Genomic DNA, 24,240 nt, shown 5'->3' on the forward strand with positions numbered 1-24,240 from the left:
CAAAAACAGCCTTATAAAAATATTTGTATGAGAACTAAATATCTTTTACATACGCATTAATCCTCCAAAACTTATATAATTCGTCAATTGAGCTTATTCCTAAAGAATACTCTATTAAAAATGCAGGAGTTCATCTCCTTATTTAAAACAAATTAAGGGAAGCCATTTTTTTGGCTTCCCTTAAAATCTCTACGATCGGAACATCTTACATGATGAACCTTCATATATAAACATACCTCTTATTTTTTATATCCTTGTGGATGACCTTTATGCCAATTCCATGCAGATTCTATAATAGTTTCTAAAGAAGCATACTTAGGTTCCCATCCAAGAGTTTCCTTCGCCTTATCACTCGATGCTATAAGTACTGCAGGGTCTCCTGCACGTCTAGGAGCCATCTCAGCCTTTATATCTTTTCCTGTAACTTTTCTAGTTACATCAATTACTTGTTGAACAGAAAAACCTAGTCCATTTCCAAGATTACAAGTTGTGCTATTCTCACCTCTTCTAAGTCTTTTTACTGCAAGTAAATGAGCAGAAGCAAGATCAGTTACATGAACATAATCTCTAACGCAAGTACCATCCTCTGTCTTGTAATCATCTCCAAATATCATAATCTTTTCTCTTTGACCAAGTGCTACTTGAAGTATAATAGGAATCAAATGTGATTCCGGTCTATGATCTTCTCCTATTTTTGAACTTATATGTGCTCCTGCTGCATTAAAATATCTTAAAGCAGTGTATTTTATGCCATAAGCGCCATCACACCATTTTAATATTTTCTCAACGCAAAGTTTTGACTCTCCATAAGGATTTGTAGGAAAAGTCTTATCATCTTCAAGTATAGGAATATTATCTGGCTCGCCGTAAGTTGCTGCAGTTGATGAGAAAACTATGTACTTAACTTTATGATCGCGCATAGCCTTAAGTAAATTTACAGTAGAACCAATGTTGTTTTCAAAATACTTTAAAGGTTCTACAACACTCTCCCCTACTAGTGAATCTGCTGCAAAATCTATAACTGCATCTATCGTATTCTCAGTAAAAACTTTATTAAGTATAACATCGTCTCTTAAATCTCCGATGTAAAGTTTTCCACCTAATAATGAATCACGATGCCCCTTTTGTAAATTATCTAAAATAACAACTTCTTCCCCTTTTTCTAGAAGTTCAGCCACCATATGACTTCCAATGTAACCTGCTCCACCACATACTAAAATAGCCATTAATTAAACACCCCTCTCATACCGTTTTATTACCAAATGTATTCATATCCATTTTAACACAATTTTTGTATTACTCACAAGTTTGTTACAACATAAAATAACATATCTTCAATTGACACTATATAAGTGCAAGGCATATAATAAAAGGATTATTCCTTAATAACAATTAGGAGGTGTATTATGTTCAATGGATTAAATGAAAAAGAACTAACCGAATTTTTGCTAACTGAGACTATAGATGAAATAAACAAACTTATTCAATTCATTCATCCTGCAGATATTTTAATGGCTATCAGGCAATATGAAGGTAATAGATGAGACTTCTCTTTTAAAAGGAGTTATTTCCCTTAGAGATATAGTAGTTAACAGCTTTGATGTTAAAATCGCTGATATCATGAATAGAAGTGCTATGAGCATACCGGTTGACATGGATAAAGAAGAAGTTGGACATATATTTGAAAAGTATGGATATTTAACTATGCCAGTAATTAAAATAATTTTCAATTGTTTTCTGACTCTATTCTTATTAGAACTTTTCAATTGAAAATATATTAGTACAAGACCTGCAATAGCCAAAACTGCAACATATGTACTATAAACAATACCAATAGTTGTAGTAGTATATAATATATCTACAAAACCATAAACTTCACTACTTATATTATTTATGGTGAATATTACATTTTCCCCTATGATCTTAAAACTTAAATATAATTCACATTCATAATAATTTACGAATGCCCTTCTATAATAGTATATCAAACCTGAATTTTATGATCTATCTAAAATAATAAGTCAAATTAAAATATTCAGTAATTGTATAAAATGAATAATTAGTTGAAACTATGTTCAATAGATGATAAACTGAAATAAAAAATTCATTTTATCATCTATTGAACATTTTTATTTCATTTAGTTGGAATTAATATAGAAAGGATTGAGTTAATTATGGAAAATAACAAACAAGATTTGATGAGATCTATTCAAATAAAATTTCCACGTTTAAGTAAAGGTCAAAAACTGATAGCTGAATATATTCTAAAACACTATGATAAAGCAGCGTTTATGACAGCAGCTAAATTAGCTATTAGTGTAGGAGTAAGTGAATCAACTGTAGTAAGATTTGCCGATGAGTTAGGATTTAGTGGTTATCCAAAACTTCAAAAATCTCTTCAAGAATTAATTAGAAATAAATTAACAACTGTGCAAAGAATTGAATTATCTAATGACTATATGACTCAAGAAAATGCACTAAAGAGTGTATTAAAAGCTGATATGGAAAATATTAAAGCTACTTTAGAAAAAATAAATTATCAAACTTTTGAAGATATAGTTAATTCGTTATTTAAAGCTAGAAAAATATACATAATTGGACTGAGAGACTCAGCTGCACTAGCTGAATTTTTAGCTTTCTATTTAAATCTTATTTTAGATAATGTTAAGGTAGTTGCCTATGGCGTGAGTGATATATTCGAGCAGATGCTTAATGTTGATGAACAAGACATAGTGATTGGGATAGGGTTTCCTAGGTATACTACAAGAACAATTGAAGCTCTAGCATTCGCTAGAAGCAAAAATGCTAAAATCGTAGTAATTACAGATAGTTTATTATCTCCATTAGCAACAAATGCTGACTATACATTAATAGCGCAAAGTAATATGACTTCTTTTGTTGATTCCTTAGTAGCACCACTTAGTGTAATAAATGCATTAATCATAGCTGTGGGATTAAGAGAAAAAGAAAAAATAACAAGTACATTTTCTACTTTGGAGAACATATGGGAAAAATATAAAGTTTATCTTTAAAGTAATTGTGAATAACATCACTCATTAACATAATATATATTCAATCTTACATACTTGTTTATAAACAAAGCATACCATTAATAAGTCTACACTCCTTTAAAAAGATAATAAAAGGAGTGTAGACTTATTATATTGCTCGATCTACTAATATTTTTACTACACATATGTTCCTATTTGATAAGTAATTCCTACCCGTTTTTTCTTAGGCTACCTAAAAATGCATAATTTTACGAATAGATCTTTCTGGAGTGACTGGCACGTTACACCAGAAATTAATACTCTAAATAATTTGCCTCTATGGAATGCTGAATAATAATTAAGTCCAGTGGAAAAGATAACCCGCTGGATTAATTATTATTCAGGATCTTCTGCATACCGAAAGTTGCATCTTAAAATTTTAACTTGAATAAAATATGATTATATTGGCAATATTAATAATTAGAAGTATTGTGAGGTGATAATAATGAATGAACATAACATGCATGCAATGCACCAGGGTCATAATGATAGTATAGGTTGCTCTGTTAATGAATGTAAATTCCATGACGGTGGAGTAAATTACTGTACACTAAAAGAAATTCAAGTGGTGAAACATGAACCCGAAGCAAAAACAGTAGAATGTACAGATTGTGGAAGCTTTGCAAAGCAGTAAAACTATATACTGTTTAAAAGGGGCACCTCCTTATAGTGGAGGTGCCCCTTTTATAGGTAAATAACAAATATTCAATTAATAAAAACGGTGTTCTTCATAAACTGGTACCTATAGACTAAACACTTATAAAAAAAGTGTTTAGTCTATAGGTGCTTTTTTTAACAATGTCCTTGACATAAGTACCAGTTTAATCTGCTACTCTTCTTATATTTTTCTTTAATTAATTGTTCAATCTCTTTTGTCATTGTTCTGCCTTCATCCTCACATAATTTCTGGAGCATATCTTTAATAGTTTGAGATGTTCTTATATTTATCCTAGTTATCATAACTTACCAATTAATTCATCGTTAAATCCTTCTATCGCTTTTTGTGATTCCCTAAATCCGAATATCACACCTATTTTAAAGTCTTCACTCATATCAAGCGATGGTGCAACTTCATTAAAGGATTCTATTTGTTTCTCCAACAACTGAACACATTCTATTATTTTAATGTCTATATCAACCACTCCTTTTTATTGTACTTATAGTGTGTATTAGTGCCACACAATATACATCAGATTAAAGGGGTAAGAAGTGAGTGGAAATCTATCAATTAGTTAGTATTCGTTAGAAAATGTCCGGAATAAGGGGAGCAGTCCGTAATTATATGGTAAATTGCTATTGCATTTTAACTATTCTTACACTATACTATTAACTAATAACTGTTATTTACAAATAATCATTAAAGGAGAGATATAAATGAAAGCATTAGAAGTGAAGAAAGATATATACTGGGTAGGTGCACTAGACCCTAATCTTAGAATTTTTGATATAATTATGTATACCCCTTTTGGTACTACTTATAACTCATATGTAGTTAAAGGTAGTAAAAAAACTGCAGTGTTTGAAACCGTAAAAGAGAGATTTTTTGATGAATACTTAGAAAGATTAATTTCTTTAAACATTAAAGTAGAAGACATTGACTATATAGTAGTAGATCATACTGAGCCAGACCATGCAGGTTCAGTAGGAAAACTCTTAGAAATTGCTAAAAACGCTAAAGTTGTAGGTTCACCTGCAGCCATCCAATTCCTTAAGGAAATCATAAATAGAGACTTTGAATACATAACTGTAGGAGATGGAGATACTCTAGATCTTGGAAATAAAACATTATCCTTTATTTCAGCGCCTTTTCTTCATTGGCCAGATTCAATTTATACATATGTTGTTGAAGACAAGCTTCTTATAACTTGTGATTCCTTTGGAAGTCATTACGCAAGTGAGGCAGTATTTAATGATTTAAACGAGAGTGAGGAAAATTACAGAGAAGCCTTAAAATATTACTTTGATGCTATTATGGGACCCTTTAAGCCTTATGTTTTACAAGCTATAGAGAAAATTAAAGATCTTCCAATAGACGTAATTTGTCCAGGTCATGGACCTGTTTTAAGAGATAATCCTTTAAACATAGTAAATCAATACAAACAGTGGAGCCTTCCAGAAAAAGCTACTGAAGTACCAGAAGTTACTCTATGCTATGTCTCAGCTTATGGCTATACGGAATCTATAGCTAAGAAAATAGAAGAGGGAATAAACTCTAATTCTAATTACAAAGTTAATATGTATGATGTTATTCATCATGACATGAATGATATTTTAGCAAGTATAGGTAAATCTGAGGGAATCTTATTTGGTACGCCTACAATAAACGGAGACGCTTTAAAACCAATATGGGATATTTTAATAAATCTAAATCCTATAGTTCATGGTGGAAAAGTAGCTTCTGCATTTGGTTCTTATGGTTGGAGTGGAGAAGGTGTTCCTAATGTAGTAGATAGATTGAAGCAAATCAATCTTGATTTATATCCTTCAATGATGACTAACTTTAAGCCTTCTGAAAAAGATTTAAACTTTGCTTATAAATTTGGTGAAAGTTTTGCTGCGAAGATAGCTGAAAATATAAAAATAAGAAACACTCCGGTTAAACCTTCTACAGAAAAAAGATGGAAATGCGTAGTTTGTGGAGAAGAATTTGATGGACAAAGACCACCTGAAATATGTCCTGCTTGTGGCGCAAGTGCAGATCAATTTATTGAGGTATCAGAAGAAGTGATAACTTTTAGCTCCGATAAAAAAGAGAAATTTTTAATTATTGGTAACGGAGCTGCTGGATATTATGCTGCTGATGCTATAAGAAAAAGAAATAAACAATGTGCTATAGAAATAATATCTAATGAAGAACAATTAACTTACTACAGACCTTCTATTTCTGATGGTATAAGTGAAGATCTTAAAGATGATACTTTCTACCTCTCTCCAAAAGAGTGGTATGAAGAAAATAACATAACTCTTAACTTAGGAGTACAAGTTGAAAGCATAAACACTAAGGAAAAACAAGTACTACTAAAGGATGGTATATCTATAAATTTTGATAAATTAATTTTAGCAAACGGAAGTCAAAACCGCATGATTCCGACTGATGGAATAGATAAACAAGGAGTATTTACTTTAAGAGATCTAAAGAACTTAAAAGCAATTAAAGATAAGATGAAAACTGCTAAGAGTGCGGTAATTGTAGGTGGTGGACTTTTAGGACTTGAAGCAGCATATGAAATAAAAAAGGCTGGTATTAAAGTTTCTGTAGTTGAATTCAGTGACTCCTTGCTTGGTAAACAGTTAGATAATGAAGGCAGCCTTACACTTAAAGCTGCAGTTGAAAATGAAGATATACAAGTTGTATTAGGTGACTCAGTAACCGTTATTAACGGTGAAAACTCTGTTACATCAGTCACTCTCAAAAGCGGAAAAACAATTGATGCAAGTATGGTCCTATTCTCAACAGGAATTGCACCAAACAAAAATATAGCTGATGAAACCAATATAGACACTAACCGCGGTATATTAGTTAATGAAAAGATGGAGACAAATGTTAAAGATATATATGCATGTGGTGATATTGCAGAATACGCAGGCACAGTATATGGTAACTGGCCTGCCGCTGTAGATATGGGGAAAATTGCAGGTACAAATGCAGTAGGAGACCACAAAGACTACGTGCACGCAACAGGTGTCATATCATTTAATGCTATGGGACTTGAGCTCTTATCTGTAGGTGAAATATCTAAAGAACAATTTAAAGCTGTCAGCTCGAAGGATAGCGAAAACAATGTATACAAAAAACTATTCTTTAATAAAAATGTTTTAACCGGTGGAATTATAATTGGAGACAACAAATCCTCCGCTAATTTAATAACTGACATTGAAGGCTCGAAAACACTTGAAGAAGTACTAAAAGGCAATTTAATTTAGTCACAGAGGGCTACTTCAGCTAAAGCGAATAATACAAATATAAGGAGGCAATAAATGGAAAAATCATCAAGAGACTCTGAACTAACACTCGGCCAGGTAATGCTTCCAAGCCATTCTAATGTAGCAGGTAATGTATTTGGTGGAGAAATCTTAAAAATTATGGATTCGGTTGCTTATGCAGTTGCAATGAAGCATTCAGAGGGTAATGTGGTTACTGCAAGAATTGATGAAATTATGTTTCATCAACCAATCTTTATAGGTTCGGTAGTAAAGTGTAACGGAAAAGTTGTATTTACGGGTAAAAGCTCTATCGAAGTTTGTATTACTGTAGACGTGGATGATATACAAAACAGAAAAATATGTTATAGGGTTCTTACTGCTTACTTTACTATGGTAGCAGTTGATGAGAATAATAAACCGAAAACTATACCACAGTTAGAGTTAATTGATGAAGAAGAAATAATAGAATTTAGTAAAGGCAAAGAGCGATATGAAAAAAGAAAATTAAAGAATAAACAAAATGGAAATCAAAAACCGACTGCTTGTTTCGCCTATGTTAAGTGAATACGCAGATGAAGATGCTAACCTTACAGAAAGATAGATAATAAGATATTATGAAGAGAAAGAAGAGTATCCTATTTAATTAATATACTTCTTTATTTTAATGAACACTTCCTTTAAAATTTTATTGTACAAATAAAAAAATAAGGAAGTGTTATTAAACGTACTATTTACATAAGTTGATTTTCACCTGTAGGAATTTGTTAGTTAATTATTTTGTTTTAGTTTAAAGAACCATTCATAATATTTTCTAGTGCAGTAAAAAGTAATAAAAAGTGAACTCCATGTTATATACCAAGTCCAGTGTATGTATTTCAAAAGATCCGTATTCTTTTCTACAAATATTTCTATAGCTGTCATTGTAGTACAGAAATAGAAGTAGTACATAAACTGACCGAAGGCGCTTTTCTTTTTGGGATAGTGAATATTGAATATTGCACTAAGAGAAGGATATACAAAATATTCAAAGGTAAAATTTGATTTGGTGGCATAGGAAAATAGCCTAACTGGATATTCTATAAGTTTAAATTGTACTACAATTAAACCAAGTATCCATGCGAGAAATTGTTTGAAGGAAAATGCTACACTCGCTTCTCTAATTTTGTTTTTAGGGATAAACTTCACTAACAAACCTATTGTTACAATACATCCAATGACTATAAGTATATAATTTCTATTCATAGTAATTCCTCCGATTAAGTTACTCGTATTCTTGCTTAGGTTGTAATCTAAAACCATTCTTTTACTATCATTACTGATGATCTATATAATATAAAGCTTTAATTCATTTTATTTTATGCTATTATATGGTATTCTCATTAAAAAAAATAAAATATGAGGACTCAAGAGTGCAATAATCCAAGCATATAACGGTTTTTTATAATGAAGATATACTATTGAGAATAATGTATAATTAAATATGATAGAAAGCCATATACTCCAACCGTTATGGTGAGTGAAATAACCAAATTTGAGACCAATAAATTCTGCCATAGTGAAAATAGCAACATAAAATGAAATATGAGTAATGATTTTTGTTATTTTCTTTGGAAAATTAGGGATAAATAGCATTACTATACTTGGATATACTGTTATACAAATAAATAAATCACCAAACGTATGATTTAATATTTTTGTTTCATGCAACCATAATATATGATTATATGTTAAAAGAATACAGACAACATTACTCAAAATAAGAAATAAAATTGTTGAATAATATTTTCTCCAATTTCTCCAATCCCCTAACTTGTAGCAGATAACAATAGATACAACTGCAAGAAATATATGATACATAGAAACACCTACCTAACCAACATTAATGATAGTTAATAGTAATTAACTCATATTATTATTAATACCCTAATTTATTAGAAGTATAATATTAATTTTTATAATATACCATAAATAAAAAACAAGTATTAATACTTAAAGTTTGATAATGAAACTTTTAAAGAGGAAGAATTTATTTTAACAAGTGCTGGCATTATCGATATAACTAAAAAATAAAATTAGGGTATTACATGAATGAAAATATTATGTTATACTACTCAAAGCGCTGTACCTGACGGTCATATCAATATCGTCGATACAGCGCTTTTTTTGATTTAAATAAAAGCAAGGAGGAAATTATGGAAAAATGTATGCCTAGAAATGGAAAAGAAGGGTTGGTCTATGGGGGTGTTATATGTGCATTGACTTGCACATTCATGGCAACCATGAATATTTGTATCAGTATGGGTGGAGTATCAAAGGTAGCTCTAATTACATCAATAAAGTTATTTCCGGTGCTTTTTATAGCCGCTATGCTTATTGAGACATTCATTGTAGGAAAGATAGCGGGTAAACTAACAGGCGTTTTTTGTGCACCAAAAGATAGTTTGAATGCTCATATTCTGTTTAGGACATTCTTTACTGTTATTGGTATGTCCATGATTATGACAAATGTAGGAGCAGGTATAGGAACCGGGTTCAGTATGGAACTTTTTAAAAATTTTCCAATCGCTTGGCCACGTAACTTTTGTATAGTTATATTTTTGGAACTGCTTATTGTGCAGCCTATTGCAAGAAACATGATGAGAATGATACACAAGAACCAAGAGAATCGTCAAGCTAATGAAGATGATTTAGATAAGATGATAGTTTAAGTGCATAGAAACAAAAATGTTAATGATAAGAACGCTGACTTAAGTGGCCTGTATATATAGTTCTTCTAGACATAAAAATACTTCCATTAAAATAGATAGATTTTTATTATTTAATCTATCTACTTTAAGGGGAGTTTATCACGTTATTTATTTTATAATTTGAATTTTTGAACCATAACATTTAGTTTCTCGGCGAGTATAGCTTGATTTTGGGAAGCTTTTGATATTTCTTGGATTGCCATAACAGATTCATTAACACTTGCGAGTATTTCCTCAGAACTTGCAACTGATTCCTCAGCTGTAGCTGACACATTTTCAATTGCTTCATTAATTTCTGATATGGTTTCATTCACTATATTCATTGAAGCGCCAATATCGGAGGATAGCTTATTGAATAAGGTAGCATCATCACCATATTGCTTACTTGTATCTACAAATGATTCATAATCATGCTTAACTTTATTCATTACAAAACTCATTATATCCTGAGTATTAATAGAAAGATTATGGAATGCTTTTTCAACGCTCGAGTTTACTTCTTGAATCCTTTTAACTGCAGTTGCTGACGCTTCAGCTAACTTTCTAACTTCATCAGCAACCACGGCAAAGCCCTTACCTTGTTCTCCAGCTCTTGCTGCCTCAATAGCTGCATTAAGTGCAAGAAGATTTGTCTGACTAGCTATATTCCCTATTTCATCTGCCATTATCTTAACTTCACTTACAACTGCGCCTTCTTTAATTGCTTTTAATATATTTGCTTGCTTCTCCATATATATTTTCTCTGTGACACTAATGTTATCTTCAGTAACTTTTCTTTCTAACTCCATTTGCTTTTACTTCTATACCTTTTGCAATCTCAGTCCCTTTATTTGCACGTCCTGTAACATCAGCTACATTAACTGCAATAGTTTCAGTGGTTGCATTTACCTCTTCTGTTGTAGCACTTAACTGTTCTGCGCTTATAGACACCTGCTTTACTGCTTCATTAACAATATCCATTTTTGATGATATTTCTTCTGTAGTAGCAGATAATTCTTCACTGGCGGCGCTAATATCAGTAGCACTTTCTGAAATTTCAGAAATTAACGTTTTTAAGTTCATTATAGCTTTGTTTATTGCTTTTGCTAAACTTCCAAATTCACTCTTATTATCAATATCAACAATTTGTGATAAATCATTTTCCGAAAGTGCATCCGCTACAGTTACAACCTTCTTTATCTGCCTTGAAATCGAAATAGCAATTATTAAACCAAGTGTAATAGCAACAACTAACCCTAAAACAATTATTAATATAATTTGACTATGAGCACTATTATATGATGATTGACTATTAACATAATCAACTTTCGCTGCTTCTGAAGTTAATTTTATCTCTTTATCTAGAATTAAATACATATTAGTTCTAATCGTAGAAAGACTTGGATATAATTCATTTGCTTTGACATAGTTACCTTCATAAACTTGATTAAGTATGTTATCTCTAACTATACGATAATTTACAAGCATTTTCTCAAATTCTTCAAATCGTTGTCTGTCTATATCGTTTGTAATCGTAGGTTTGTAGGCCACAATAAGTGCATCATCTTTAATTTTCATATTTGACATATCATCTTTTAAATTTTGTAAATTACTTTTATTTTTAGGATCAATAGCTAGGTATGTATCTACTCTAACCTGGAATAAATTTATTTTAAGATTATCAAGAGACTTAAGACCTACTAAATCTAAATTATAAATATTATAAATATTTTTATTAATATTCTTCATATTGTAGATTCCTATAACCCCAACAATACCTATAAGCATTGAAACTAGAACAAATGCTGACACTAGTTTCTGAATCATTTTTAAATTATTAAACCATTTCATTAACATACACTCCTTTAATAAAATATTATACTGATTTCTCTATAATTAACTTAATATTGTTCCAAGAATAACAATTGAACATATATTTTTTTTGTGATTATATGATACTTATTATCATAATGTAATAATATATATCTAAATAATATTAAAGACCATCTGAAGATTAGCTCAGATGATCTTTTTTTAAAGGTGAAGATGAAATTAAATAAATTCACTTTTTTCTCCAGTATAATAAATAACAAGCTGATGAAGCGCTCTTGTGCAAGCCACATATAAAAGATTCCTATCAAACTCACTTTTATAATTGTCCTTTGAAACGTTGCATACAAGTACTACATCAAATTCTAGACCCTTTGATATATAAGAAGGAATAGCAATGGTACCCTTTATACTTTCAGTGTCATCTATATTCAATAATTTAATGTTAGTTAAATTGGATAGTTTTTTTTGAACCATTAGTGTTTCTTGCTCCGTTTTGCAAATAACTGCAATAGACTCATAACCACGACTTTCATAGTTATGAATATCTTGGATTATAGCATCACAAAGCAACTCTTCACTGTCTTTAAATATGATTCGTGGTTCTGATTCATGTCTCTCAAATGAAACAAACTCTTCTTTGCTATTTAATATTTTCTGAGTAAATGAATTGATTTCTACAGAAGATCTAAAACTCTTATTCATAAACAGCTTTATACTTTTTTTCTTGTGTAGAATTTTCTCTATATCATCATATATAGATTTATCACCGTGCTTTTCAAGAGTTTGATTAAAATCACCTAATACTGTAAACTTAGCCTTAGAAAACAAAAGATTAAAAACCTCATATTGAAGTGGATAATAATCTTGGGCTTCATCAATGACAACTTGCTGAATATCCGAAAACTCGTGACTCCCGTTAAGTTTTAGTTTTATATATAAAAGTGGTGCACAATCTTCATAATTAATATAGTCTTTATGGAGACTTTCGATGGTTTCTAATACCATTTGGTTAATATTTTTGGGTAGTTTAAGCCCTTTTGAAAGTTTTAAAAGAAGTCCTGTTTTATTAAAAAGTAATTTATACAAATCCGCATAATCAACCTGCGTAAACTTATGAATATGCTTCATTAATACTTTAGCTTCTTTAATTGCCATTAATCTGCTAAAAGATTTTATCTCTAGTTCATGCCCAACGCCATTTAGAACAATTTTCTGGATTTTTTCAAGCCTTGCTTTCCTTAATGGATGAATCTTATTAAGCATTATACTTTCTATTCTTTTAAGTTTTTTTGTTATTGGCATATCCATTTTACCGTTTAGGAAAAGATTGTTTAGCTGTTGCCTTGTTTCAATAATTTTTCCATCATAATATAAGTCTTCAAAATGTGTTAAATTATGTTCATAATATTTTATTAACCTATCCAAAATTTTTACAAATGTTTTCGAGCCTTTAAATTTAGTGTTTTCCATTTTTATATTTAAATTTTGATGATCATCGTTAATAATTAAAAATTCAAGTTGCTGTTTCCTACTTTCAAATATAAATTTATCATCTAAAAAATCTACTACAATATTGTCAAAAGTAGTTTCCTCTACGTTTTCCTCACCCAATTCAGGTAAAACTCCGGAAATATATTTGCTAAAAATAGAACTGGGAGAAATTATAATGATATTATTCGAATGCAATTTTGATCCCATACCAACATAAAGTAAATATGCAATTCTATGTAGTGCTATAGATGTTTTACCGCTTCCAGCGACGCCTTGTACAATCAAAAGCTCATTTTCAATATCTCTAATAACTATATCCTGTTCCTTTTGAATGGTTTCAACAATGTTTTTCATATTTGAGGAAGAATTATGACTTAACACTTCTTGCAGTATTTCGTCATTAATTCTTATACTGCTATCGAAAAAATATTTAAGCTCAGAATTTTGAATTTTATATTGCCTCTTCATAAAAATATCGCCTGCAATTATACCACAGGGTGCATTATATGAGCCTTTACCAATTTCACATTGATAAAACATACTTGAAATAGGTGACCGCCAATCATATACTAAAATTGAGCTTGTATCTTTATCTATTAAATTATAAAGACCAATATAAATCTGCTCTATATCATCATAATTATCTTCTTTAAAATCAAATCTTCCAAAATACGGTGAGTTTAAAATTCGTGTGTATTTTTTTATTCGTTCTAGTGTTTTCTCGTAATTATAGTTTTGACTATCAACTTCGCAGAGATGTTGAAGCATTTCCGGAATCCTATCAACATCATTTGAAAAATGAACAGTTTCCTGCCACATATCTCTTCTTGAAGCAATAAGATCTCTTTTCCTAAAATTTATATCGTATCTGTCTTTCTCCAATTCTTTTTTGAGGAAGTTAAGCGTATTATCAAGATATAGAATTTCCTCTTGCCTATTTAGTTCATAATCATTCATCTTCTCACACTCCTATGTTTTTTTAAAACCATTGACATTAGCATTCATTATGTGATATAATAAAAGTGATATATAAGATATACTTAATTCAAGTATATCCACATTTAATTATAACTAAAAATCATATTTAAGTAAAGCTTATATGTGATTTTATTTGGATTTTAATTTTATAATATAATTTTAATTACAAAGATATAGAGGGAATTAAATACCTTCTTTTTTTATTCCCTCTAATCAAAAATATTTATAGTTTCATTATAACTACTAAAAAAGAAAAGATGACTCCTGTTTACAACACAGAAGTCATCTCATTAACTTAATATATTTTTTTAGTTTGTTTGTTACGTTCTATTGGGGGCCATTAGGACCATGTGGACCATGATTATGTTGTGGTAATACTTTTTGTATTTCAAGTTCTTGTTCTTTTGTTATAGTACCATTATCGATAAGTTTTTTCATCGGACTAATTTTAGTCTTCTCCATTTTTTCCATGTAGATTTTTCTTTCATTTTCGCTCATATTCTTCATTTTCTTAAACATTTTTTTCTTTTGTACCTGTGCTGATGTTATAGCGCCACTAACTTTATTGCTTTGCTCTACTGTTAATACTTTTTTAACTACAAGTGAATTCAAGCCATTCTTTAATTCCACAGTTCTTATTTCTGTAATTTTAACATACATACTTTTTCTAAGTGCATCTGATTTTTTCTGAGTCAAAATACCCTCAGTAACTAAATCATTAAATAATCCGCCTTTTGGACCATCATGTTTTCCATCTTCGCTTTTGTTGTCTTTCTTAACATCTCCACGGTTTTTCATTGATTTTGAATTTACATACTCTAAGACCTTATCACCTTCAGTTTTTGTGATAATCTTTGAGGATACACTTTCCTTAACTACCGTTTTTAACGTCTTTTTCATTTCAGCATGATGTGACTTATACGACTGTTTGCCGCTGGCAGGAGCTTTTATATTCATACTAGTTGCAGTATTTTCCTTCGCATTGTCACCACTTATAACCGAGGCAAAAGTAAGACTTGCAGGCGTTAATGCTAACCCTGTACATAGCAACCCGCTCAATATTTTCATTCTTAAAGATGTGTTTATCAAATTTATTCCTCCCTAAAGCATTTTTTGTATCAATCTATTATTACTGTATCAGGGCAATAATATGCATTACTATAATTTGAGTTTGCATGTAAACTTTAATTAAAATCATTATTATTAAACTATCAAAACAAAACTTTAAATGGATTAAAAATTTAAATAATGCTACAATATTGTAGTTTTAATTATTAAATACGAAGTGAGGATAAAAATGTTAAACCTGGATTATACTAAGAATAAAATATTACAAATATTAAACTTACTTAAAAATGAAGTAGTTTTTTCTGTAGCTTTATTTCTCGCTATTGTTTCTTCATTTTTATCCATTCCCAAAGTAGAATACATTGATTTCAAAGTTTTAATTACACTATTTAATCTTATGATTATTGTAAGTGCTTTAAAGCATATGAAAATACTGGATAAAATAGCTATAAGCTTACTTACTAAATTCGATAATTATAAAAAGATTTCATTTATATTAATATACATAACTTTTTTTAGTTCGATGCTTATAACAAATGACGTAGCTCTCATAACCTTTATACCCTTAACCCTTATAATAAGTAAAAGAGCAAGCATTAGTCCTATGAAATTAGTAATATTTCAAACACTCGCCGCTAATATCGGTTGTGGCCTTACACCTATGGGAAGTCCTCAGAATTTATTTATTTTTTCATACTATAATTTAGGCGCCTTTGAATTCTTTAAAGTAATGCTTCCCTTTACACTTTTAGGTGTCCTTTGGCTTTTCATCTTAAATATAGTAGAAAAGAATAAGAAACTCCAGTTTGAATTAGAAGACATAATTATCGAAAATAAATTTCAAGTTTTAATCTTTTTTGTTTTGTTCCTATTCATTATATTATCTGTGTTCAATATAATAAATTATAAATTAGCCTTTATAATTACACTCTTAGTTGTATTAGTATTAAATAAAAAATTATTAGCAAACGTAGATTATATTTTACTGCTTACTTTTGTATGTTTTTTTATATTTATTGGAAATTTATCAAGTTTACCTTTTATAGCGTTGTTTGCAAAAGCTTTCTTGTATAATAAAACTACAACTTATTTTTCTTCAATTTTCTTAAGTCAATTTATTAGTAACGTGCCTTGTTCAATCTTCCTAGCTAACTTTACTTCAAACTGGAAAGAACTTTTGCTGGGAGTTAATATAGGTGGACTTGGAACCATAATTGCGTCTTTAGCAAGTGTTATCTCACATAAACTCTATATGAACGATCGAACCTCAAATGCACAAAGTAACTACATTATTTTGTTCTCTTTTTATAACATAATTAGTTTACTAGTATTCACAATTATAAACTATTTTATTTTCATATTTTAGATCTCAAAATTTCTTTTAACTAAATTTTCAAATAACTACTATATACAATATAACCATAATAATTTATAATTGATTTATTAAAACAATAATGTTTACATAAATTATCCATAAAAATTATTATACATCCGAAGGGGGGAATTTATCAAAGGCTTAGGATTGCTTTTGATAAAATCAAAAATGCCAAAGGACTCAATTTTAAAACCTATTTATAAAAAAATAGCAATTGATCTTAGTAATAGAATATTATCTGGAGATTTCTCTATAGGCGATAAGTTATATGGAAGATCTTCTCTTGCAAGTGAGTATAATGTATCCCCAGAAACTATAAGAAGAGCTATAACTCTTCTAAGTGACATGGACATAGTCAAAGTAACAAAAGGCAGTGGGATAGTCATAAACTCAGTAGATAACTGTTTGAATTTTATTGAAAAATTCAAAGATATAGATTGTATAAGTTCTCTCAAAAATAATATTGTTGATTTACTCCAAAGAAAAAAAGAATTAGACAAAAATATAGATGATTCAATTGATGAACTAATAGATTATTCTAGTAGATTCAGAAATAGCAATCCATTTATTCCATTTGAATTTGAAATACATAATGAAATGTGTGTTTTAGATAAAAGTATATCTGAAACTAAATTCTGGCAAAACACAGGAGCAACAATAATAGGAGTAAGAAGAAATGGTAAGTTAATTCTTTCTCCAGGGCCATGCACTACATTTAAAGAGAATGATATATTTGTAGTTATTTGTGACCAAAATAGTTATTATAAAATTAAAACTTTTCTTTATGGAAAGAATAGTTCATTGTGATTGAGTTTTACTTCTATAAACTCAATCTAAATTTTCTCATAAATAGTTTATATGTGCCGAAACATGATACACTCCAAAGTACAATCCAATATAGAAAAACTTGTATAAAATTATAATTTTCTTTAAATAAACAAGGTCCAAGCATTTGAATTGGGCTAATACGAAATAAAATACTATTTCCCGTTCCCACACTCATTAATAATTGCCCAATAATTATATACATAATCCAAGGGATACTCACGACTGCAAATACATTCTTTAATAAATTTGATGTTAGAAGACCTAAAACTGCTATAGTCATTGAAATAACACTAAAAAGTATCATTATGATAAATATATAAACAAATGGTTTGCTTACATATATACCCATTTGAACATTATGTATTATGTTATTTTCTGCACCTGCTTTTGTAGGCAAGTAATATGGGCTTGTAAAAATACTATACAAAAATGCAACTAGTTGAAATATTAAAGTAACTATAAATATTACTAAAGATATAGCTATAGTTTTATATTTAATGAATTGTTTATGAGTTATTCTTGAAATTGAAAATTGAAAATTGCCTGTTTTATAATCTAAAAATAATGAGTCACCAATAATCAATAAAATAATTAAAGGAAAAATTAAAGGCATGTAACTATGAATTGGTCCGAATAAAGCTTTAAGATAACTAATAAAAAAATTACTCTGTTCTAATCTTGAAATTGCAGGATATCCAACTTGAGAAGGTATATCCATTTTATCCATAATTGATATATTAACAAAAGCTCCTATGAACACTATAAAAGCTGCTAATGTCTGCCATCGACATATTCTTTTAAATTCTATTTTAAAAAACCTTTTAATCATATTAAATGCTCCTCAATTCTTTTAATTTTTTTAAACCGTATAATCTCTATTTGTTACTGCTATAAGCGAAATAAATATATTTATTGAAAATAATACAATATTCATTCCAATGTTTTTTAGATATGCTTCAATATTTGCTTCTATATCTAGGGTTGATGGATAATTTATCGGGGATAATACTCTAGGTATTACTCCCTGACTATATAATAGTCCAAGAATTATACATAATATTAATATAACTATATAACTATTAGGAAAATTATTGAAAATCAAGTTTATTGTTTGAAATAATGTTGTTAGGGCAATAAATCCAGTGATTAGAATACAGAAAATGATAAGTTCCATTTTATTAGGGTCAATACTTGAAGCATAAATATTAGGATAATATAAGCGGGTACATGCACTCCATTTGTTAATGTCTGGGAAAACTACATACGATATAATTTTAGTTATAAGCATTAACATTATAGTAAAAATAAAATTTATTAATACTAGAGATACCACTTTCGCCATCCACCATTTTAACTTTGAACCAGATCTTGTCAATAACAATACGTCAAACCCACCAATTATACTTGTGCTAAATTGAACTAGCAAGAGTAAAATACTAATTAACAACATCCATTGAAATAGATTTAGTAAAAAATATTTCTTCTCCAATCCCCCACACACATTTAAAACGCCATCGGTGGTTATAGCTGTAACGTTCGCTATATTTTTATTACATATAAGTATATATACTTGTAATAATATATTTAAGCATAAGAGTACTAATATATAAGCATTCCTTTTTTTATAACATGAATAAAGTTGATTTAAAATTAATCGTTTCATTAATTATCTTAATCCTTCCTAGCTATATTCATATTTCTAATCCTAAAACAACCTATGACAAACAACAATAATAACATTACCCACAAATACTTCATTGAATAACTCACTGTAAAATTTTCAAAATTCGCATCTATCTTATTAGAAGACCCATAAAAATAGAATGGAGAATGTAGTGATAAGATTCCTTGAGCTATCGGCGAGAAAAACATCTTAGAATGATCATCAAAAACAGAATTACGTCCTTGTAACACAAGGAGTATCACACCTATAAAACTATACACTGAATTATTAAATATCAAAGATATAATTAATATAAAAAGTCCTAATGCACTAAATGTTATAATAAATAATCCATATTGCTGTATTAAAGTGGTAATAATAGAACCTCCCGATTTAATTGAGCATGTTACAACCTCGTAATAACATTTTCCTTTGAATGGTATCTTATATAAAAATGAAACGATAATTATATTAACTAAACAACATAAAAACAACAAATTTGATGTTATATATACAATTGCAACTTTAGATATAAAATATGTTATTCTATTAGATATTCTGGGTAACAAAAGCTCTATGTAACCACTTTTAAAATCCCTTGTAATTATATCACCAATTAAATAGCAATAAATTATAGGTAAAACTAGAATTATAACTAATGGAAATGACAAGTAAATAAATAGATAATCGAAAAAAACTAATGTTGTTCCTTTAGGAAGATAAATCCCTGGAGCAATATATTTTATCACAATGCCTAAAATATGTAACGCAACAAAAGTATAAATCCATTTTTTATAATTTAAACAAAAATAGTGCTTAATCATGTAATTAATCATTGTACGCCCTCATTGTTATGTAAATCTCTCAATATTGTTAAACTCCCATTCTCTATTTCATATATGCTATCACTCAATTCATCAATTTCCTCTCTTCTATGTGATACAATAATAAAACTTGAGCCAGCACTCTTCATGTTCTTAACAATTTTTTTAAATATTTCTACACCGTTTGAATCTAGTCCATTAGTTGGCTCATCAAAAAGTATAAGTGATGGCTTTTCCATTATTGCTTGTGCAATTCCTAACCTTTGTCTCATACCTAAAGAATACTTTTCAACAGTTTTTTTATTATTAATATCTAACCCTACTAGTTTAATAACCGATTTTATATCATCATCATTAATAACATTACGGATAGACGCAAGCATACGTAAATTTGTATATCCAGTAAACTGTGGCAAAAATATTGGATTTTCTATTAAAGCACCTACACTAGTTGGTAATCCAGCTAAAAGTCCTGGCAAAACCTTATTCCCGTCAACCTTAACTACTCCTTCATTAGGATAAATAAGTCCCATTATTATTCTAAGTAATGTTGTTTTTCCAGAACCATTACTTCCGACGATTCCAACTACCTCGCCCTTATTCATATTTAAATTTATATTTTTTAATACTTCTATACCTTTGAATTTTTTGGAAATTCCTTTTAAACATAATATTTTTTCATTCTCCAATATTTTCATCCTCTTTTCTATACAACTTATTTTATTTAACTTTATTCACAATGTATTTATATGCAGTATAGTATTTATTTTTTATTGTAGCAATGTAATAAAACCCACAATCTCTTAACAAATCAAGAATATTGTGGGTTTTATTACTACAATCATTTACAAAGATACTTTTATGGCTGCCAACGTATTAAACCATCGGTTGGTCTGATTTGATTATATTCTGCCTTAAACTCTGCCTTAATAAGTTTACCCGCTGAATCAGTTGTATGCGTTCTTACAAGAGGATCTCCAGCCGGATTAAGAACAAATGAACTCCATGCCACTCCTGCGCTACTATCTATTCGGGAGTATACATTATAAACATTTCTTTGAACCTGTGTATAGTTAAACCTAGATGTTGATGTTCTTGCAGTAGTTGTCATACCCTTTTCAGGTATCGTTACGATATCTTGATACCATGTAGCAAAAACTGGTGCAGAAATAGATACAGCTACTAATCCAGTCACTAAAAACCTAATCACTTGTTTTTTCATAAATTTCCCTCCTAATACCAATTAAAGAATAATCGTTAAATAAAGCTTGTACGACATATAGTTAAATACTATATGCCATATAGTTACTATAATTAGCTAATTTATTCTTATTTAACAACATATTACTATGTTGTTCAACAAAAAGCAACGTTTAATTCATTAGTTGTTTACATATTTCCTCTATAAGTGATTAAATATAGCTTTCCATATATATTTGATCACTTACTGTATGTATCCTCATAAAGTAAGTTTTACACAATTTTCAATATAAAACAATACAAGTAAATTATTAAGGCCATACTTCTAAAAAAGTACATAAATAACCTGTTAATCGCTAAAGATAATTATGTGTTATTTACAAAGTAACAACCTAATGATATAATATAGGTTGTTACTTTGTAATAAATTAGGAGGGCTAATTATGATCGAATTTAAAAATGTGAGCAAGAGTTTTAATGGTAGAAAAATATTAAATGATATAAATATCACTATACAAGACAAAGAATTAGTTGTTTTTATAGGACCTAGTGGTTGTGGAAAAACTACTACGTTAAAAATGATAAATAAATTACTAACACCAACTTCAGGTGAAATTGTAATTAACGGCGAAAAAATCGGAGATAAAAATACCATAAAGCTAAGACGTAATATGGGTTATGTTATACAACAAGCAGGTCTTCTTCCACATTTAACTATAGGTGATAATATTGCACTAATACCTTCTATAGAAAAAATGGATAAAGATAAACTACATACTAAAGTAATTGAGTTATTAAAACTCGTAGGACTAGACCCTGATCTATATATAGATAAATATCCTAATCAGTTAAGTGGTGGTGAGCAACAAAGAGTAGGCGTTGCAAGGGCTTTTGTAATGGATCCTGATGTAATACTTATGGACGAACCCTTTAGTGCGCTAGATCCAATAACTAAAACACAGCTTCAAGATGAAATATTTAATATACAACAAAATTACAAAAAAACAATTATATTTGTAACACATGATATGGACGAGGCATTGAAACTCGGAGATAAAATTTGTATTATGAATGGTGGAGATGTTGTTCAGTTTGATACTCCAGAAGAAATTCTAAAGAATCCTATTAATGACTTTGTTCGCGACTTTGTAGGCATAAACAGAATATGGAATCAGCCTGAATTAATTAAGGCAAAAGATATTATGATAGCAAAACCTATAAAATCAGTTGGAGAGCGAACAATATTCCAAGCAATTGAAATAATGAAGACAAGTAATGTAGATAGTTTACTTATAGTAGAAAAAGATAACATTTTAACTGGACTTATTACATTAAAACAAATTAGAACAACTCTTAGAAAAAATCCAGATAAAACTGTAAAAATCAAAGATATAATGCAAAGGGATCTTATAACAGTAAATCAAGAAGATTCAATCATAAATATATTAGAAGTTATAAAAAAGGAAGATATAAATTTTGTTCCTGTAGTGGATGATAACAACAAGCTATCTGGTCTTCTTACGAAGAGTAGCCTTTTATCTATACTAAGTGATCAATTTATAGATATGGAGGTCGATGTTAATGAATAGTTTAAATTCTTTTATAAGTTTTGTAATCGAAAGGAAAGCTCAAATATTTGATTACTTTATCCAACATATTCAACTAACTTTATTTTCAATTTTAATAGCTGTTGTAATTGCTATCCCACTAGGAATACTTATAGTTAGGTATAGAAAACTTTCTGCTCCCGTTATTGGATTTACAAATATAGTTCAATCTGTTCCCAGTCTTGCTTTGCTTGGATTTTTAATACCGTTGCTAGGAATTGGTAGCAAACCTGCAATTATTATGGTAGTTATGTATTCACTTCTACCAATTTTAAAAAACACATTTACAGGACTAACTAACATAGATCCTTCACTTATTGAGGCCGCAGATGGTATGGGACTTACCAATACTCAGACACTACTTAAAGTTCGTTTCCCACTAGCTATGCCTATTATAATGTCAGGTATTAGAATATCTTCAGTTACAGCTATAGGACTTATGACCATAGCTGCTTTCATAGGTGCTGGTGGTTTGGGTTATTTAGTCTTCCAGGGTGTTTCAACTGTTGATAATAATATGATCCTCGCTGGGGCTATTCCTGCTTCTCTTCTTGCTATTGTTCTAGACTTCATTTTAGGCAAGGTAGAAGACATAGTAGTTCCGGAAGGTATAAAAACTAATCATACCAACAAAACTAGAGGAAAAAATATTTTTTTTAGTAGCAAAAAATTCAAACTTGGAGTTTCAGCCTTAGTTCTTGTAATTATTTTATCCACAATAGTTGCAAGTTTTATTTCAAGTAGTAATACAATAGTCGTAGGTTCTAAAAACTTTAGTGAACAATTAATACTTGGAGATATGGTATCCTCTTTAATAGAGGATAAAACGAAATATAAAGTTGATAGAAAATTAAATTTGGGCGCAACTAATGTAGTATTTACAGCTATGAAATCAAAAGACGTAGATCTGTATGTAGAATATACTGGAACAGCTCTTGTGAATATACTAAAACAACCTACTATGACCGATCCAAAAAAGGTTTATGAAGCTTCTAAAGCAGGTTTGGCTAAAAAGTATGGTATAGAAATGCTTAATCCAATCGGATTTAACAATACTTACGTAATGGCAGTAAAAAAAGATTTTGCAAAAAAGAATAACTTAGAAACTATATCTGATTTATCGAAAATAAGTCCAAAAGTTATTGCTGGCGTTACTATGGATTTTTCTAATAGACCAGATGGTTTTCTTGGACTTAAGGAAAAATATAATTTAAAATTCAAAAGTGTAAAAGGTATAGATGGCGGACTTAGATATACAGCACTTAACAGTAATGAAACCCAGGTTTTAGATGCATTCTCCACTGATGGGTTACTTAAAAAGTTTGATTTAAAGCTTTTAAAAGATGATAAAGCTTTCTTCCCACCATATTATGCAGTTTCATTAGTTAATGCAGATACGCTTAAAAAATATCCTGAATTAAAGGGTGTATTATCACTCTTAGACGGAAAAATAAACGATGCTGAAATGAGAGCTATGAACTTAAAAGTAGATACCGGTGCACAATCTAAAACAGTAGCCGATGACTTTTTAAGATCTAAGGGTTTAATAAAATAAAATTTTAAAAAAGGCTTGATATATTATTTAATATATCAAGCCTTTTTTTTATTTCTCTACAATTAACATATGCTTATACAATTAATGTATGCATACATTAGTGTATTTATTACCATAC

The 24,240-nt window shown here is 29.4% G+C and carries 24 protein-coding genes and 1 pseudogene; 11 read left to right on the forward strand and 14 right to left on the reverse strand.

The genetic code is table 11. The annotated features are described in order from the left end of the window. Window positions 1-239 precede the first annotated feature (239 nt). Window positions 240-1,226 (reverse strand): UDP-glucose 4-epimerase GalE, encoded by a 987-nt coding sequence (galE, locus tag LGK95_RS08255; RefSeq protein ID WP_226124000.1) that lies wholly within the window; start codon window positions 1,224-1,226, stop codon window positions 240-242. Window positions 1,227-1,406: 180 nt separating this feature from the next. On the opposite strand from galE, the gene LGK95_RS08260 reads away from it, so the two are divergent. From LGK95_RS08260 to LGK95_RS08275, 4 genes are all read left to right on the forward strand, one after another. Beyond that, window positions 1,407-1,544, forward strand: a complete 138-nt coding sequence (locus tag LGK95_RS08260) for a hypothetical protein (protein WP_226124002.1) — start codon at window positions 1,407-1,409, stop codon at window positions 1,542-1,544. After that, entirely contained in the window at window positions 1,528-1,770 is a 243-nt protein-coding gene (locus LGK95_RS08265) for a CBS domain-containing protein (protein ID WP_226124003.1), read from the forward strand. Before LGK95_RS08260 ends, LGK95_RS08265 begins: the two co-directional genes overlap by 17 nt. A gap of 404 nt (window positions 1,771-2,174) precedes the next feature. Further along, on the forward strand, window positions 2,175-3,032 hold the full coding sequence (locus LGK95_RS08270; RefSeq protein WP_226124004.1) for a MurR/RpiR family transcriptional regulator: 858 nt from the start codon (window positions 2,175-2,177) through the stop codon (window positions 3,030-3,032). Between the two features lie 463 nt (window positions 3,033-3,495). Beyond that, the gene (locus tag LGK95_RS08275) at window positions 3,496-3,684 is read left to right on the forward strand and encodes a DUF1540 domain-containing protein (RefSeq protein ID WP_226124006.1); all 189 of its coding nucleotides are present in this window, start codon (window positions 3,496-3,498) and stop codon (window positions 3,682-3,684) included. A 158-nt stretch (window positions 3,685-3,842) separates the two neighbouring features. Here the strand turns inward: LGK95_RS08275 and LGK95_RS08280 are convergent, their stop codons facing one another. Together LGK95_RS08280 and LGK95_RS08285 are read right to left on the reverse strand one after the other, a co-directional pair. After that, on the reverse strand, window positions 3,843-4,010 hold the full coding sequence (locus LGK95_RS08280) for a RepB family protein (protein ID WP_226124008.1): 168 nt from the start codon (window positions 4,008-4,010) through the stop codon (window positions 3,843-3,845). Then, window positions 4,007-4,192: a hypothetical protein gene (locus LGK95_RS08285; protein ID WP_226124010.1), complete on the reverse strand. Its 186-nt coding sequence runs from the start codon at window positions 4,190-4,192 to the stop codon at window positions 4,007-4,009. The genes LGK95_RS08280 and LGK95_RS08285 overlap by 4 nt, the downstream gene beginning before the upstream one ends. 232 nt (window positions 4,193-4,424) lie before the next feature. On the opposite strand from LGK95_RS08285, the gene LGK95_RS08290 reads away from it, so the two are divergent. Next, entirely contained in the window at window positions 4,425-6,974 is a 2,550-nt protein-coding gene (locus LGK95_RS08290) for an FAD-dependent oxidoreductase (RefSeq protein ID WP_226124012.1), read from the forward strand. Between the two features lie 54 nt (window positions 6,975-7,028). Further along, on the forward strand, window positions 7,029-7,538 hold the full coding sequence (locus LGK95_RS08295) for an acyl-CoA thioesterase (RefSeq protein WP_226124014.1): 510 nt from the start codon (window positions 7,029-7,031) through the stop codon (window positions 7,536-7,538). Between the two features lie 204 nt (window positions 7,539-7,742). On the opposite strand, the gene LGK95_RS08300 is transcribed toward LGK95_RS08295, so the two are convergent. Continuing rightward, window positions 7,743-8,216, reverse strand: a complete 474-nt coding sequence (locus tag LGK95_RS08300) for a CBO0543 family protein (protein WP_226124016.1) — start codon at window positions 8,214-8,216, stop codon at window positions 7,743-7,745. Window positions 8,217-8,324: 108 nt separating this feature from the next. After that, window positions 8,325-8,831, reverse strand: coding sequence for a CBO0543 family protein (locus LGK95_RS22810; protein WP_404814413.1), 507 nt, complete (start codon window positions 8,829-8,831; stop codon window positions 8,325-8,327). 335 nt (window positions 8,832-9,166) lie between these two features. On the opposite strand from LGK95_RS22810, the gene LGK95_RS08305 reads away from it, so the two are divergent. After that, a complete protein-coding gene (locus tag LGK95_RS08305; protein WP_226124018.1) occupies window positions 9,167-9,682 on the forward strand; it encodes a DUF2798 domain-containing protein in 516 nt (171 codons plus the stop codon). A 152-nt stretch (window positions 9,683-9,834) separates the two neighbouring features. On the opposite strand, the pseudogene LGK95_RS22655 reads toward LGK95_RS08305, so the two are convergent. The 4 genes and pseudogenes from LGK95_RS22655 to LGK95_RS08325 form a co-directional block, all read right to left on the reverse strand. Continuing rightward, a pseudogene (locus LGK95_RS22655) lies at window positions 9,835-10,374 on the reverse strand (methyl-accepting chemotaxis protein); the annotation flags it as partial. A gap of 109 nt (window positions 10,375-10,483) precedes the next feature. Beyond that, window positions 10,484-11,551, reverse strand: coding sequence for a HAMP domain-containing methyl-accepting chemotaxis protein (locus LGK95_RS08315; protein WP_226124019.1), 1,068 nt, complete (start codon window positions 11,549-11,551; stop codon window positions 10,484-10,486). A 201-nt stretch (window positions 11,552-11,752) separates the two neighbouring features. Next, a complete protein-coding gene (locus LGK95_RS08320) occupies window positions 11,753-13,981 on the reverse strand; it encodes a HelD family protein (RefSeq protein ID WP_226124021.1) in 2,229 nt (742 codons plus the stop codon). Window positions 13,982-14,329: 348 nt separating this feature from the next. Next, complete coding sequence (locus tag LGK95_RS08325) at window positions 14,330-15,091, reverse strand: hypothetical protein (protein WP_226124023.1); 762 nt, start codon at window positions 15,089-15,091, stop codon at window positions 14,330-14,332. Window positions 15,092-15,299: 208 nt separating this feature from the next. Between LGK95_RS08325 and LGK95_RS08330 the strand changes: the two genes are divergently transcribed. Both LGK95_RS08330 and LGK95_RS08335 read left to right on the forward strand, forming a co-directional pair. Continuing rightward, the gene (locus LGK95_RS08330) at window positions 15,300-16,436 is read left to right on the forward strand and encodes an SLC13 family permease (protein ID WP_226124025.1); all 1,137 of its coding nucleotides are present in this window, start codon (window positions 15,300-15,302) and stop codon (window positions 16,434-16,436) included. 177 nt (window positions 16,437-16,613) lie between these two features. Beyond that, on the forward strand, window positions 16,614-17,252 hold the full coding sequence (locus LGK95_RS08335; protein ID WP_226124150.1) for a GntR family transcriptional regulator: 639 nt from the start codon (window positions 16,614-16,616) through the stop codon (window positions 17,250-17,252). A gap of 13 nt (window positions 17,253-17,265) precedes the next feature. Here the strand turns inward: LGK95_RS08335 and LGK95_RS08340 are convergent, their stop codons facing one another. From LGK95_RS08340 to LGK95_RS08360, 5 genes are all read right to left on the reverse strand, one after another. After that, window positions 17,266-18,102: a hypothetical protein gene (locus LGK95_RS08340; RefSeq protein ID WP_226124027.1), complete on the reverse strand. Its 837-nt coding sequence runs from the start codon at window positions 18,100-18,102 to the stop codon at window positions 17,266-17,268. 30 nt (window positions 18,103-18,132) lie between these two features. Then, complete coding sequence (locus tag LGK95_RS08345; protein WP_226124029.1) at window positions 18,133-18,762, reverse strand: hypothetical protein; 630 nt, start codon at window positions 18,760-18,762, stop codon at window positions 18,133-18,135. Window positions 18,763-18,944: 182 nt separating this feature from the next. After that, window positions 18,945-19,772, reverse strand: a complete 828-nt coding sequence (locus LGK95_RS08350) for a hypothetical protein (protein ID WP_226124031.1) — start codon at window positions 19,770-19,772, stop codon at window positions 18,945-18,947. Then, a complete protein-coding gene (locus tag LGK95_RS08355; protein ID WP_226124033.1) occupies window positions 19,769-20,449 on the reverse strand; it encodes an ABC transporter ATP-binding protein in 681 nt (226 codons plus the stop codon). The genes LGK95_RS08350 and LGK95_RS08355 overlap by 4 nt, the downstream gene beginning before the upstream one ends. A 170-nt stretch (window positions 20,450-20,619) precedes the next feature. Then, window positions 20,620-20,982 carry a hypothetical protein gene (locus tag LGK95_RS08360; RefSeq protein WP_226124035.1) on the reverse strand — a complete coding sequence of 121 codons (363 nt, stop codon included), beginning with the start codon at window positions 20,980-20,982 and terminating at the stop codon, window positions 20,620-20,622. A gap of 421 nt (window positions 20,983-21,403) precedes the next feature. Between LGK95_RS08360 and LGK95_RS08365 the strand changes: the two genes are divergently transcribed. Both LGK95_RS08365 and LGK95_RS08370 read left to right on the forward strand, forming a co-directional pair. Continuing rightward, window positions 21,404-22,549: an ABC transporter ATP-binding protein gene (locus LGK95_RS08365; protein WP_226124037.1), complete on the forward strand. Its 1,146-nt coding sequence runs from the start codon at window positions 21,404-21,406 to the stop codon at window positions 22,547-22,549. Continuing rightward, on the forward strand, window positions 22,542-24,122 hold the full coding sequence (locus LGK95_RS08370) for an ABC transporter permease/substrate-binding protein (RefSeq protein WP_226124039.1): 1,581 nt from the start codon (window positions 22,542-22,544) through the stop codon (window positions 24,120-24,122). The genes LGK95_RS08365 and LGK95_RS08370 overlap by 8 nt, the downstream gene beginning before the upstream one ends. Window positions 24,123-24,240: the final 118 nt, after the last annotated feature.

Origin of the sequence: Clostridium algoriphilum (assembly GCF_020443705.1) — a bacterium.
GTDB classification, from domain to species: Bacteria; Bacillota; Clostridia; order Clostridiales; family Clostridiaceae; genus Clostridium_AD; species Clostridium_AD algoriphilum.

Excerpts from the sequence above, each read along its gene's own strand:
- LGK95_RS08295 (WP_226124014.1), top strand. The coding sequence starts at position 7,029 with ATGGAAAAATCATCAAGAGACTCTGAACTAACACTCGGCCAGGTAATG.
- LGK95_RS08360 (WP_226124035.1), bottom strand. The coding sequence starts at position 20,982 with ATGAAAAAACAAGTGATTAGGTTTTTAGTGACTGGATTAGTAGCTGTA.
- LGK95_RS08335 (WP_226124150.1), top strand. The coding sequence starts at position 16,614 with ATGCCAAAGGACTCAATTTTAAAACCTATTTATAAAAAAATAGCAATT.
- LGK95_RS08270 (WP_226124004.1), top strand. The coding sequence starts at position 2,175 with ATGGAAAATAACAAACAAGATTTGATGAGATCTATTCAAATAAAATTT.
- LGK95_RS08365 (WP_226124037.1), top strand. The coding sequence starts at position 21,404 with ATGATCGAATTTAAAAATGTGAGCAAGAGTTTTAATGGTAGAAAAATA.
- LGK95_RS08340 (WP_226124027.1), bottom strand. The coding sequence starts at position 18,102 with ATGATTAAAAGGTTTTTTAAAATAGAATTTAAAAGAATATGTCGATGG.
- LGK95_RS08275 (WP_226124006.1), top strand. The coding sequence starts at position 3,496 with ATGAATGAACATAACATGCATGCAATGCACCAGGGTCATAATGATAGT.
- LGK95_RS08320 (WP_226124021.1), bottom strand. The coding sequence starts at position 13,981 with ATGAATGATTATGAACTAAATAGGCAAGAGGAAATTCTATATCTTGAT.
- LGK95_RS08330 (WP_226124025.1), top strand. The coding sequence starts at position 15,300 with ATGTTAAACCTGGATTATACTAAGAATAAAATATTACAAATATTAAAC.
- galE (WP_226124000.1), bottom strand. The coding sequence starts at position 1,226 with ATGGCTATTTTAGTATGTGGTGGAGCAGGTTACATTGGAAGTCATATG.
- LGK95_RS08305 (WP_226124018.1), top strand. The coding sequence starts at position 9,167 with ATGGAAAAATGTATGCCTAGAAATGGAAAAGAAGGGTTGGTCTATGGG.
- LGK95_RS08290 (WP_226124012.1), top strand. The coding sequence starts at position 4,425 with ATGAAAGCATTAGAAGTGAAGAAAGATATATACTGGGTAGGTGCACTA.
- LGK95_RS08265 (WP_226124003.1), top strand. The coding sequence starts at position 1,528 with ATGAAGGTAATAGATGAGACTTCTCTTTTAAAAGGAGTTATTTCCCTT.
- LGK95_RS08370 (WP_226124039.1), top strand. The coding sequence starts at position 22,542 with ATGAATAGTTTAAATTCTTTTATAAGTTTTGTAATCGAAAGGAAAGCT.
- LGK95_RS08300 (WP_226124016.1), bottom strand. The coding sequence starts at position 8,216 with ATGAATAGAAATTATATACTTATAGTCATTGGATGTATTGTAACAATA.
- LGK95_RS08350 (WP_226124031.1), bottom strand. The coding sequence starts at position 19,772 with ATGATTAATTACATGATTAAGCACTATTTTTGTTTAAATTATAAAAAA.
- LGK95_RS08315 (WP_226124019.1), bottom strand. The coding sequence starts at position 11,551 with ATGAAATGGTTTAATAATTTAAAAATGATTCAGAAACTAGTGTCAGCA.
- LGK95_RS22810 (WP_404814413.1), bottom strand. The coding sequence starts at position 8,831 with ATGTATCATATATTTCTTGCAGTTGTATCTATTGTTATCTGCTACAAG.
- LGK95_RS08260 (WP_226124002.1), top strand. The coding sequence starts at position 1,407 with ATGTTCAATGGATTAAATGAAAAAGAACTAACCGAATTTTTGCTAACT.
- LGK95_RS08280 (WP_226124008.1), bottom strand. The coding sequence starts at position 4,010 with ATGATAACTAGGATAAATATAAGAACATCTCAAACTATTAAAGATATG.